Source organism: Candidatus Azoamicus ciliaticola (genome assembly GCF_902860225.1).
GTDB lineage: Bacteria > Pseudomonadota > Gammaproteobacteria > UBA6186 > Azoamicaceae > Azoamicus > Azoamicus ciliaticola.
In genome coordinates this window covers 66481-77849 of record NZ_LR794158.1, presented here as the reverse complement: position 1 = coordinate 77849, position 11369 = coordinate 66481, and the positions used below count along the sequence as shown (strand labels likewise).

The window sequence follows — 11369 nt, the reverse complement described above, 5'->3', positions numbered from 1 at the left end:
CAGGTAAATTGCTTGAAATTATATTAAAATATAATTTAGATGAATTCAATTTAAACAGAATCCAGCTTATTTATTTACTTACTTTTTTAAAAAAGGAAAAAAAAATGGAAAAAACACTACTAATAATAAAACCAGATATAACTAAAAAAAAATTAATTGGTAAAATAATAACAATTATAGAAGAAAATAATTTATTAATAGAAAATATATTCATGCTAAAATTTAAAAAAGATGATGCTAAATTATTTTATAAAGATCATGAAAAAAAAGTTTTTTTTAATGAATTAATGGATTTTATAACATCAGATAAAATAATTGCAATAATATTAACTGGAGAAAATATAATAAATAAAACCAGAAAATTAATAGGCGATACAAATTTTAAAAATGCAGAAAAAAATACTATAAGAGCATTTTTTGCTACAAGTTTAACAGAAAATGCTGTACATGCTTCCGATTCAATAGATTCAGCAAAAAAAGAAATTAAAATAATATTAGACTTAATTAAAGAAAATGAATACCAATAAAAATTGGAAAATTAATTTATTAAATTTCACAAATGAATCATTTATAAATTTAACAAAAATATTTAAAGAAAAAAAATTTATTTCTAAACAACTCAATACTTATATATATAAAAAAGACATAACAAATTTTGAAAAAATAGATAACATTAAAAAAAAATTCATAGAAAATTTAAAAAAAATATCAGAAATACGAAAATTAAAAATTATAAAAGAATATATAGATTTAGATAATACAATAAAATTAGTAATTAAAACTGAAAAAAATATAATAGAAACTGTAGCAATTCCTAATAGTAAAAATCATTTTACTATTTGCATTTCATCTCAAAATGGATGCGCATTAAATTGCGCTTTTTGCAGTACAGGGAAAAATGGGTTTTATGGCAATTTAAAACCATATGAAATGATAAGTCAAATAATAATGGCAAAAGAAAAAATAAAAAATATATTTGAGAAAAAAAAAATAACAAATGTCGTTTTAATGGGAATGGGCGAACCATTACTTAATTTAGATAATGTGCTAGCTTTCATATCAATATTAAGCAATGAAAATGCTTTAGATATAAATAAAAAAAAAATAACGATAAGTACAAGCGGAATAACAAATAAAATTAAAAAAATATCAGAAAATAATATACCATTAGCATTATCACTACATTCTACAGATAACACCATAAGATCAAAAATAATGCCAATAAATAAAAAATATCCATTAAAATCAATACTAAATGAATGTAAAAAATATTTATCAAATAGTAATACACTAACAATAGAATATATTCTTATAAAAGACTTAAATGATTCAGATAAAGATATAAATAACTTAATTGATCTAACAAAAAAATTAAAATGTAAAATATGTTTAATCCCATTTAATACAATACCAAACTCTCCATTTAAATCACCTAATTTAGAAAAAATAATAGCGTTTCAAAATAAATTAAAAAATAATAAAATAATAGTAAATATAAGAAAAAGAAGAGGAGAAAATATAAATGCAGCTTGTGGACAATTATCTGGTAAAATAAATAATAAATATGATAAAAACTAAATTTTTTTTAAAAAATGTTATTTATATTATTGTTATACTAGCACTAATTTTTATATATAAAATACATGAAAAAAATGTAATCACAAAACAAAATTCATTTGATATTTTTATGATAAATATAGCACTAAATAATAAAGATGAAAAAACAGTAAATTTTAAAATTAAAAACTTAGATGAAAAAAATTCTAATTTAATAATAAAAAATAACAAATTAAATGTTAAAAAAAATAAAAAAAATTTGAATAATAAAAAAATAAAAAATAAAATAAATATACTTAAGTTTTAAAACCTATATATGAAAACATCACTAACATACAGGATAATATACATAATTTCAATAATATTTTTAACGCAATATTTAATTCTAAATTTCTGTAAAAAATTAAATATAAATATAAATATAAAAATAGAAAAAGATGCTGTAATAAATTATATAACTTTAAATAACAAAAATGAAATATCTATAACAAATAAAAATATAGATAAAATAATACAAACAAATTCAAAAAACTTTACATTTTTAAAAAAAAACAATTTAAATACAAACAAAAAGTACATTTTACTAAAACAAAATAAAAAATTAATTTTGTTAAATAAAAAAAACTTTTCAAAAATAATAGAAAAAAAAATAATAGGTAAAATAACTTCAAACATCAAAATAACAAACAATGAAATATTTATAAATGCAAACGATAATAAAATAATAGCATTTGATATTAAAAAAAATAAAATAAAATGGGAAACAATAACAAACGCAAACATATTTAATATAACCACAAAATCAAAAATATTAGTATCATGTGATAAAATTTATCAAATAATACCTAACTCATTTTTATTCATTTTAGATAAAAGTAACGGAGAAATTCTTTTAAATAAAAATATAAAAATAATTGATAAAAATAATCCAACAGAAATAAAAATAATTAAAAAAGTAATAATAAATAAAAACCTAATTTTTATTTGTTATAAAGATGGATCATTTATAAAATTAGATGGAACAACTGGAGAAAAACTTTGGCAAAAAACTAAAAATAATTATAAAAATTTTCTATTAGCTAAAAATAAAATAATAATTGCAAAAAAAAATGGAAATATAACTATTTTAAATAAAAAATCTGGCAAAAAAATCTTGACCAATAAAAGTTTAAATGGTAAAAAAATAAATATAAAATACATAAATAAAAAAACTAATATTGCAATAATAAAAGAAAATTCAGGTACAACACATTTAATAAATATGAAAAATGGAATTATAATATATAGTTTTAAATTAGGTAAAAATAATATTAAATACATATCAAAAAATAACAATTTAATAGGTTTAAAGGAAAATAAAAAACTTTTTAATATTAAAATAAATAGTTAAAAATGGAAAAAATAATAATAGTCGGTAAAAAAAACGTTGGTAAGTCATCTTTATTTAATTTAATAACAAAAAAAAAAGAATCAACTATCATAGATTATCCTGGATATACACGAGATTGTATATCATGTATAACTAAAATTAAATCAAAAATATTTGAATTAACAGATACAGCTGGAATAGGTTACGAAAAAACTGATTTAGATTATAAAACAATAAAAAATACATGGGATAAAATCAAACTTTCCGATACTATAATTTTAATGATAGATGCAAGCGATGAGTACTTAAGTGAAAATACTAACATATTAAACACAATAAAAAAACTTAAAAAAAATATAATCTATATAATAAATAAAATAGAATTAAAAAATATATACGAATTAGAAAATATTAAAAAAATATTAAAAATAAATAAAACAATAGATATATCAATTAAAAAACAAATAGGTATAGAAAATTTACTAGAGTCATTAACAAAAAATACACAAACAATAGAAGATATAAATATCAAATATTCTTTGAACATATCAATTGTTGGAAAACCTAACGCAGGTAAATCTTCTTTAATAAATAAACTCACAAAATCAAATAATTTAATAACAGATAGCACACCTGGTACAACTCGTGACATTATTCAATCTATTTTTAAATTAAATGGAAATACATATAAAATAATAGATACCCCTGGAATTAAAAAAAAAACAAATATAAAATCTAAAATAGATAAAATTTTAATAAAAAATGCTTTTAATGCCATAAAAATTAGTGATATAATTATATTAGTAATTGAAAATGAAATAACTAATCAAGACATTGAAATAATAAAATATATTAAAAAACAGGAGAAAAACCTAATAGTATCTATAAATAAATCTGATGTAAAAAATAAAAGCGATTTAAAAAAAATAAATAACAAAATTAAAAACTACATTAAAAAACAAAATGAATATGTTTTTATTTCAGCAAAGTATAATTTTGGATTAGAAAATTTAATAAAATTAATCTTAAAAATTAAAAATTTTCAAAAAATTCAAATAAATGAAAATAAGTTAATCGATGTAACAAAAAAATTAAAAAATTATAAAATAAAATGTATAAATATAGAAAAATATATGCCGTTAACATTTAAAATTAAAAAAAATAAAACTTTTTTTATCTCTCATGCAGAAAAAAAATACATTACAAGTTTCATTATCAATGAATTAAAAATAAAAAACATATCAACAAAAATTATATTTGAATAAATTATGATAAAAATAATAATATTAATATTAATGACATTTTTTTTAACATGCGTTAATGCAAAAAATTATACTAATAAAACTGACTATTTTATAGCAAAAAAATTATTTAATAATAAAGAATATTTAAAATCAGAGTTTATACTAAAAAATTTAATATCAGAAAATGAATATAATAATAAATACGTAATAAAAGCAAAAGTATTAAAAGTTTTGATAGAATATAAAAAAAATGAAATAGAAAGTGCTTACACTACGATAAAAACAATACAAAAAATAAATGATAAATCAATTTACTATAAAAAGATTTTATATTTAAAAGCCATAATATATTATAATAGTAATAATAAAAATTATATACAAAAAATATTAAAACTAAATAAAAACAAAAATGATCAAGCGTTAAAAATTAAAGCTTTATTAGCATTACAAAAAATTAAAAATGATGAAATTTATTTCAATCATATAAGAAATAATATAAAAATTATAAAGAATGAAATAAATCAATATAGAATTAATATATGCAAATTTTATATTAAAAAAAAAGCATACATTTCGGTTATAAAGCGTTTGGAAAGTAAAGATTTCGATATTAAAATGAAAAATGCTGATGACTACCATACAACGTATTTAATATTAAAATCTTATAATGAATTATTACTAGATAAAATATCTAAAAAAATATTAAACAAAATAAAAAAATATGATAAAATACAAAAAAGTAGTAATTTGCTATATCAATAATACATTAATAAATTTTAAACCCCGACAGGACCGGAAGGTAGCATCGGTATAAATTAATTAATGATATTAATCTGGTTAGCATATTACTACCATGACATATATAACTTTAGCTAATAAATGGCGTCCAAAAAAATTAAATAACCTAATAGGTCAAGATCAAGTAATATTTTCATTAAAAAATATAATAGAAAGTAAAAAAATACACCCTGCATATATAATACATGGCCCACAAGGTACTGGAAAAACAAGTTTAGCTAGAATAATAACAAAATGTGTAAATTGTGAAAAAAAAATAACAATTGATCCCTGCGATAATTGCTTTTGTTGTATATCCATAAACAAAAACAAAAATATTGATTCAATAGAAATAGACGGCGCTTCAAAAACTAAAATAGAAGAAATAAAAAATATAATAGAAATAGCACAATATAAAAGTTCAAATAATAGATACAGAACATTCATAATAGATGAATGTCATATGTTATCACAAAGTAGTTTTAATTACCTGTTAAAAACCTTAGAAGAACCGTATATAAATACATTATATATATTAATAACAACACAAATAGAAAAAATACCAAAAACAATAGTATCCAGGTGTATAAATTTACAATTAAATAAACTAAATAAAAAAAACATAAAAACACATATAGAAAATATATTAAAAGAAGAAAACATATTTTTTGACAATATATCACTAGATTATATATCAATTTTTTCAAATGGTAGTTTAAGATCAGCTATAAATACAATTGAAAAAATAACATCTAAAGAAAAGATAATAAATACAAAAAATACAAGATTAATGCTAGGAATTTTGCCAGATTTAAGTATCTTGTTTATAATAAAAAGTATACATGAAAAAGATATAAAAAATTTAATAAGTAATATTAAAAAAATAACAGAATTAGGCTTAAATAATAAAACTATATTAATACAAATACAAATAACACTATATAAAATATTATTATATAAATCTAATATAATTTATGATGAAAGTTTATGTAAATATAAAATATTTATGTATTTATCAAAAGTTATGACAAAAGAAAAAATAACTAACCTATATAACAAACTAATAGACATTACAATAGATAACAACGTTATAAACGAAATAGATTTTGAGATGATTTTAATAAATTTTTCAATTTAAATATTGAAAAAAGCTGAAATTAAAAAATTTCAGCTTTAATTTTTACATCATTCCCATAGAATTCATACCATCACTATGAGAAGAATGAGACTCTTTATCAGTCTTAGGTGCTTCAGCTATAGCGCATTCAGTTGTTATCATTAATCCAGCTATAGAACCAGCATGTTCTAAAGCACATTTGGAAACTTTAGTAGGATCTAAAATTCCAAACTCAACCATATCACCATATTTTCCCAAAGCAGCATTAAACCCATAATTACCACTACCACTCTTAACATTTTCTAATACAACAGCAGGTTCAAACCCGGCATTTGAAGCAATTTGACGTAAAGGAGATTCTAATGCCTTCAAAACAATCTTAATACCGTGTAATTGATCTTCATTATCACATTTTATATCATTAAGTTTATCCATGATCCTTATATAAGCAACACCACCACCAGGAAGCATACCTTCTTCAACAGCTGCTCTGGTAGCATGTAAAGCATCTTCAACTCTAGCTTTCTTTTCCTTCATTTCTACTTCAGTATAAGCACCAACTTTTATAACTGCAACACCACCAGATAATTTTGCAGCTCTTTCTTGTAATTTTTCTTTATCATAATCGCTTGTAGCATCATCGCGCTGCTTTTCTATTTGTTTAATACGATCTCTTATAGAACTAACTTTGCCAGCCCCATCAATTATTGTGGTATCGTCCTTAGTAATAACTATACGTTTAGCCATACCTAAATCTTCTAATTTAACAGACTCTAAAGATACTCCCAATTCATCAGATACAACTGTAGTATTTGTTAATATCGCTATATCTTCTAAAATAGCTTTGCGTCTATCACCAAATCCAGGTGCTTTAACAGCACATGACTTAACTATACCACGAATATTATTAACAACTAAAGTAGCTAAAGCTTCACCTTCAATATCTTCCATTATGATAAACAATGATTTACCAGTTTTAGCAATGCTTTCTAATACTGGAACCATATCTCTTATACTTGTTATTTTCTTATCTACAATTAAAATGTAAGGATTATCCAACTCACAACTCATATTTCTTTGATTATTTACAAAATGAGGAGAAATAAAACCTTTATCAAATTGCATGCCATCTACTACATGTAATTCATTTTCTAAACTATTTCCTTCTTCAACAGTAATGACTCCCTCTTTACCTACTTTAGACATGGCCTTAGATATAATTTCTCCTATTTCTAAATCAGAATTGGCAGAAATAGACCCAATTTGCATAATATCTTTATCTGTTAAACATGGTATTGACATTTTTTTTAATTCTTTAACACAAACTGATATAGCTTTATCTATACCACGTTTCAAATCCATAGGATTCATACCAGCAGCAACATATTTATTACCTTCTATAGCTATACTTTTAGCCAAAACAGTAGCGGTGGTTGTGCCATCTCCAGCTATGTCAGATGTTTGTGAGGCAACTTCTTTTACCATTTGTGCACCCATATTAGCAAACTTATCTTCTAACTCTATTTCTTTAGCAACAGTAACCCCATCCTTCGTAATTGTTGGAGAACCAAATGATTTTTCTATAATAACATTTCTGCCACATGGCCCTAAAGTTTTTTGCACAACATTAGCAAGAGTAACCACACCTTCTAACAATTTTTGACGAGCTGCGTCTCCGTATTTTATCTCTTTTACACTCATTTTTAACCCCTTAATCAATTATAGCTATAACTTCATCTTCTTTTATAATTAAATAATCTTTACCTTTAATAGTAATATCGGTACCAGAATATTTGCCAAAAATAACATGATCATTACATTTTAAAGACATTTTTTGTATCTTACCATCAACAGTTTTTCCTGGACCAACAGCCACGACTATCCCTCTTTGAGATTTATCAGTAACAGTTTCAGGAATAACTATACCACCCTCAGTAGTACGTTCATCAATGCGTTTTATAACAACTCTATCAAATAAAGGACGAATTCCTACATCATTATTCATAAAAGAATTACCTCAATAAAAACTTACTATTGCTATATATGTGTAGTCATTTTAATATTAATCAAGTCCAAAAAAATAAAAATAAAATGAAAACAATAATAAAATATATAAAAAACATGAAAAATACCGAAAAAAAATCAATTAAAATAATGAAAAATACAAAAAATACAAAAATAATTTTACAAAAAAACATTGAAATATTATTTTTTTATAAAAAAAAATTATGTAAAGAAAAAATATGCAAAATAACAATTAAAAAAACAAATAATTACTAACGTTAAAAGAAGACGATAAAACAATATTTAATAAAAAAGAATCATTATTTAATAACTTGAATAAAAAACTACAATTATTATTTTTATTAATTAACGAATTCGAATCAAAAGAAGATAATAAAATAACAAATTCACCTTTGTCTAAAAAATTATTAGATTCAAAAAACTCAACGGTAAACTCAGATAATTTAAAATAAAAAATAAATTCAAATTTTTTAGTCAAATCTTTAGCTATAAAAACCAATCTTTCAGAATCAAAAATTGATTTAAATAAAATTAAAGTTTCCAAAAGACGAGAACCAGATTCAAAAAATATGCAAGTTCTACATTCATAAATTAATTTAAATAAAAAAATTTCTTTATAAATTTTTTTTTTAGGTAAAAAACCTTCAAAAATAAATCTATTAACATTAAACGAACAAATAGAAACAACAGTAGATACGACAGATGATCCAGGTATGGCTACAACCTTTATATTATTAGAATAAGCACTATTAATTAAAAACTGCCCAGGATCACTAACACATGGTGTGCCAGAATCAGATACTAATGCGGCTGAAAATCCATTTTTAATATATTTGATTAAATCTGAACAGACATTTGTCTCATTTTCAACATTCAAGACTAAAATTTTATTTTTAAATTTAAAAAAAGAAATTAAAAATCCTATTTTTCTAGAATCTTCAGCTATTATGAAATCAACTTTTTTTAAAATAAAAATAGCTCTATTAGAAAAATCAAAAAAGTTACCTATAGGACACCCGACAACATATAATATACCTTTTAAAAAATACATAATTTACAAAAACTCACTTATAATTAAAAAAAAAATTTAATAAAATTAAAATTAAAAAAATGAATAAAATATCAAACAAAAAAAATAAACTACTACAAAAATTAATATCAACGATAATAAAAGAATTAATAAATATAGAAAATAACAACTTAATAACAGTTACATCAGTTGATACAACAAAAAATGGCTTAAATTCTAAAATATACATATCAAGCTTAAAAAATGAAAAAGAAATAATAAAAATGCTAAATATAAATAAAAAAAAAATCAAACATGCACTTACTACAAAAATTAAAAATCACACAATACCAGAAATAGAATTTCACCTAGATAAAACAACAGAATACGAACTAATTATACAGAAAATAAATGAAAAAAAATGACTTAATTTTGATAAATAAATCGGAATATATAACATCAAATAAAATAATACAACTACTTAAAAAAAAATTTAAAATTAATAAAATAGGCCATTGTGGTACATTAGATCCATATGCTTCAGGACTGTTAATAATATGTGTAGGTAAAAAAACAAAATTGGCTTCAAAAATAATAAATTATGAAAAAAAATACATTGTAATTGCAATAATAGGCATTAAATCTATAACAGATGATTTAGATGGAAAAATTATTTTTTACGAAAAAAATACGAAAAAAATACAAAAAAATAAAATAAAACATGAATTAAAAATTATACAAAAAAATAAATATCATAAACCTCATTTATTTTCTTCAATAAAACACAATGGAACAAACTTATATAAATTTGCACGATTAGACATTAAAATGAAAATTAAAAACAAAGAAAATAAAATTAATAAAATAAAATTGATTGAAATTAATAAAAAAATATTAATAATTACAGTAACATGCAAACATGGAATATATATAAGATCAATAATAAATGAGTTAAGCGAATGTATTAAAGCTCCAATCTGTACATTAAAAATAACACGTTTATCAATCAAAAAATACACAATTTTAAATTCATACAATTATAAAGACATAATAAATAATGAAAAAGTTAATTAAAAAATCTTAGCAATTTCTAAAAATAAATCTAAATTTTTTTTTGAACAAAATTCGCTTAAAACAAAAGGTATTCCAAAATTTGAAGCTTCACTTAAATCCATTAACAACGGTAATTCAAAAAAATTTTTTATAAAAAATTCATCAGCTATATTTTTACCAAACTCACTATTACCATAAATATGATTTACTTTATAACAATTATTACACAAAAAAAATTTCATATTTTCTATAAGAATTTTTATATCAATATTAAATTTTTTTAACATAAAAATAGACTTTCGTATATCATCTATCGATGTTAAATTAGGCATGGTTATCAAAATCATATAAGCAAAATTAATATCCCTTAATAAACTTAAATAAATATCTCCTGTTCCTGGTGGAAAATCAATAATTAAAATATCTAAATCTCCCCAAATTGTATTATCAAATAAATATTTAATAGTATTACTAATCATCGGCCCTCTTAATAAAACAGAGGAATTTTTATTTAAAAAATAACCAAAAGACATAGAACTTAAATTATATTTTGAGACAGGTTGTAAAAATTTATTATTTAAATCAAACTCATATGTATCACACACACCTAATAATCTTGGATGATTTGGACCATATAAATCAGCATCAAATAACCCCACTTTTTTATTAAAAAAATAAGCCAATGTTACAGCTAAATTAACAGATATAGTACTTTTTCCAACACCACCTTTACACGACATAACTCCAATAATAGATTTGATATTCATAAAAACAACTTTAAAACATCAATATGTTTAGATTTAATAATAATAATCCGAGATGAAAAAGTATAAACATATATATATACACACAAATCAGGCATAATTTTTTGCAATAATTTTTCACCCCATTCTACTAATAAAAATTTTTTTTTTTCATCTAAACATGTAGAGAGCTTTGAATAAGCATCTTCAAAAGAAATGAAATCATAAAAATCACTATGATAAAAACACACATCATTTAAAAAAAAAACATTAACCTTAGAAAAGCTTGAACTACTAATATTATAATTATAATCTAAGATGTTACCTAAAAAACCTTTAGAAAAAAAAGTTTTACCAATTCCAAAATCACCAACTAAAAAAATAATGGTATTAAATAAATAACATCTAGATAAAATAATACTAAATTTATTAAAAGACATATAATTATTAAAAAAAAAAATGGCGCTAAACATAT

The 11369-nt window shown here is 21.0% G+C and carries 15 protein-coding genes and 1 other RNA gene; 11 read left to right on the top strand and 5 right to left on the bottom strand.

Features of this window, described 5'->3' with window-relative positions; genetic code table 11:
• Positions 1-104 precede the first annotated feature (104 nt).
• The 8 genes from ESZ_RS00440 to dnaX all read left to right on the top strand — a co-directional run bounded on the left by ESZ_RS00440 (position 105) and on the right by dnaX (position 6085).
• Positions 105-527, top strand: a complete 423-nt coding sequence (locus tag ESZ_RS00440; protein ID WP_176605061.1) for a nucleoside-diphosphate kinase — start codon at positions 105-107, stop codon at positions 525-527.
• Complete coding sequence (gene rlmN, locus ESZ_RS00435; RefSeq protein WP_176604841.1) at positions 514-1578, top strand: 23S rRNA (adenine(2503)-C(2))-methyltransferase RlmN; 1065 nt, start codon at positions 514-516, stop codon at positions 1576-1578. Before ESZ_RS00440 ends, rlmN begins: the two co-directional genes overlap by 14 nt.
• The gene (locus ESZ_RS00430) at positions 1565-1864 is read left to right on the top strand and encodes a hypothetical protein (RefSeq protein WP_176604840.1); all 300 of its coding nucleotides are present in this window, start codon (positions 1565-1567) and stop codon (positions 1862-1864) included. Before rlmN ends, ESZ_RS00430 begins: the two co-directional genes overlap by 14 nt.
• Positions 1865-1873: 9 nt before the next feature.
• Positions 1874-2947 carry an outer membrane protein assembly factor BamB family protein gene (locus tag ESZ_RS00425; protein ID WP_176604839.1) on the top strand — a complete coding sequence of 358 codons (1074 nt, stop codon included), beginning with the start codon at positions 1874-1876 and terminating at the stop codon, positions 2945-2947.
• A gap of 2 nt (positions 2948-2949) precedes the next feature.
• Positions 2950-4191, top strand: coding sequence for a GTPase (locus tag ESZ_RS00420; protein ID WP_176604838.1), 1242 nt, complete (start codon positions 2950-2952; stop codon positions 4189-4191).
• 3 nt (positions 4192-4194) lie between these two features.
• The gene (gene bamD / locus ESZ_RS00415; protein ID WP_176604837.1) at positions 4195-4932 is read left to right on the top strand and encodes an outer membrane protein assembly factor BamD; all 738 of its coding nucleotides are present in this window, start codon (positions 4195-4197) and stop codon (positions 4930-4932) included.
• Positions 4921-5015, top strand: an RNA gene (ffs, locus tag ESZ_RS00410) — signal recognition particle sRNA small type. The genes bamD and ffs overlap by 12 nt, the downstream gene beginning before the upstream one ends.
• Before the next feature lie 8 nt (positions 5016-5023).
• A complete protein-coding gene (dnaX, locus tag ESZ_RS00405) occupies positions 5024-6085 on the top strand; it encodes a DNA polymerase III subunit gamma/tau (RefSeq protein ID WP_176604836.1) in 1062 nt (353 codons plus the stop codon).
• A 42-nt stretch (positions 6086-6127) separates the two neighbouring features.
• Here dnaX and groL read toward each other — a convergent pair whose 3' ends face one another.
• Positions 6128-7765 carry a chaperonin GroEL gene (gene groL / locus ESZ_RS00400; RefSeq protein ID WP_176604835.1) on the bottom strand — a complete coding sequence of 546 codons (1638 nt, stop codon included), beginning with the start codon at positions 7763-7765 and terminating at the stop codon, positions 6128-6130.
• 10 nt (positions 7766-7775) lie between these two features.
• Positions 7776-8069: a co-chaperone GroES gene (locus ESZ_RS00395; protein ID WP_176604834.1), complete on the bottom strand. Its 294-nt coding sequence runs from the start codon at positions 8067-8069 to the stop codon at positions 7776-7778.
• Positions 8070-8155: 86 nt separating this feature from the next.
• Here ESZ_RS00395 and ESZ_RS00390 point away from each other — a divergent pair, with 86 nt between their 5' ends.
• Complete coding sequence (locus ESZ_RS00390; protein WP_176604833.1) at positions 8156-8344, top strand: hypothetical protein; 189 nt, start codon at positions 8156-8158, stop codon at positions 8342-8344.
• Here the strand turns inward: ESZ_RS00390 and rsmI are convergent.
• A complete protein-coding gene (gene rsmI, locus ESZ_RS00385) occupies positions 8322-9140 on the bottom strand; it encodes a 16S rRNA (cytidine(1402)-2'-O)-methyltransferase (protein WP_176604832.1) in 819 nt (272 codons plus the stop codon). The two genes, ESZ_RS00390 and rsmI, sit on opposite strands and share 23 nt — an antisense overlap.
• 59 nt (positions 9141-9199) lie before the next feature.
• Between rsmI and ESZ_RS00380 the strand changes: the two genes are divergently transcribed.
• Entirely contained in the window at positions 9200-9523 is a 324-nt protein-coding gene (locus ESZ_RS00380) for a ribosome-binding factor A (RefSeq protein WP_176604831.1), read from the top strand.
• Positions 9510-10172 (top strand): tRNA pseudouridine(55) synthase TruB, encoded by a 663-nt coding sequence (truB, locus tag ESZ_RS00375; protein WP_176604830.1) that lies wholly within the window; start codon positions 9510-9512, stop codon positions 10170-10172. Before ESZ_RS00380 ends, truB begins: the two co-directional genes overlap by 14 nt.
• Here the strand turns inward: truB and ESZ_RS00370 are convergent.
• Both ESZ_RS00370 and ESZ_RS00365 read right to left on the bottom strand, forming a co-directional pair.
• The gene (locus ESZ_RS00370; RefSeq protein ID WP_176604829.1) at positions 10169-10918 is read right to left on the bottom strand and encodes a P-loop NTPase; all 750 of its coding nucleotides are present in this window, start codon (positions 10916-10918) and stop codon (positions 10169-10171) included. The two genes, truB and ESZ_RS00370, sit on opposite strands and share 4 nt — an antisense overlap.
• The gene (locus ESZ_RS00365; protein ID WP_176604828.1) at positions 10915-11367 is read right to left on the bottom strand and encodes a tRNA (adenosine(37)-N6)-threonylcarbamoyltransferase complex ATPase subunit type 1 TsaE; all 453 of its coding nucleotides are present in this window, start codon (positions 11365-11367) and stop codon (positions 10915-10917) included. Before ESZ_RS00365 ends, ESZ_RS00370 begins: the two co-directional genes overlap by 4 nt.
• Positions 11368-11369 lie beyond the last annotated feature (2 nt).

What these genes read in the sequence shown, in the direction of transcription:
- ESZ_RS00420 (WP_176604838.1), top strand. Translation starts at nt 2,950, where the DNA reads ATGGAAAAAATAATAATAGTCGGTAAAAAAAACGTTGGTAAGTCATCT.
- ESZ_RS00430 (WP_176604840.1), top strand. Translation starts at nt 1,565, where the DNA reads ATGATAAAAACTAAATTTTTTTTAAAAAATGTTATTTATATTATTGTT.
- ESZ_RS00395 (WP_176604834.1), bottom strand. Translation starts at nt 8,069, where the DNA reads ATGAATAATGATGTAGGAATTCGTCCTTTATTTGATAGAGTTGTTATA.
- groL (WP_176604835.1), bottom strand. Translation starts at nt 7,765, where the DNA reads ATGAGTGTAAAAGAGATAAAATACGGAGACGCAGCTCGTCAAAAATTG.
- rlmN (WP_176604841.1), top strand. Translation starts at nt 514, where the DNA reads ATGAATACCAATAAAAATTGGAAAATTAATTTATTAAATTTCACAAAT.
- ESZ_RS00380 (WP_176604831.1), top strand. Translation starts at nt 9,200, where the DNA reads ATGAATAAAATATCAAACAAAAAAAATAAACTACTACAAAAATTAATA.
- rsmI (WP_176604832.1), bottom strand. Translation starts at nt 9,140, where the DNA reads ATGTATTTTTTAAAAGGTATATTATATGTTGTCGGGTGTCCTATAGGT.
- ESZ_RS00425 (WP_176604839.1), top strand. Translation starts at nt 1,874, where the DNA reads ATGAAAACATCACTAACATACAGGATAATATACATAATTTCAATAATA.
- truB (WP_176604830.1), top strand. Translation starts at nt 9,510, where the DNA reads ATGAAAAAAAATGACTTAATTTTGATAAATAAATCGGAATATATAACA.
- bamD (WP_176604837.1), top strand. Translation starts at nt 4,195, where the DNA reads ATGATAAAAATAATAATATTAATATTAATGACATTTTTTTTAACATGC.
- dnaX (WP_176604836.1), top strand. Translation starts at nt 5,024, where the DNA reads ATGACATATATAACTTTAGCTAATAAATGGCGTCCAAAAAAATTAAAT.
- ESZ_RS00370 (WP_176604829.1), bottom strand. Translation starts at nt 10,918, where the DNA reads ATGAATATCAAATCTATTATTGGAGTTATGTCGTGTAAAGGTGGTGTT.
- ESZ_RS00365 (WP_176604828.1), bottom strand. Translation starts at nt 11,367, where the DNA reads ATGTTTAGCGCCATTTTTTTTTTTAATAATTATATGTCTTTTAATAAA.
- ESZ_RS00390 (WP_176604833.1), top strand. Translation starts at nt 8,156, where the DNA reads ATGAAAACAATAATAAAATATATAAAAAACATGAAAAATACCGAAAAA.
- ESZ_RS00440 (WP_176605061.1), top strand. Translation starts at nt 105, where the DNA reads ATGGAAAAAACACTACTAATAATAAAACCAGATATAACTAAAAAAAAA.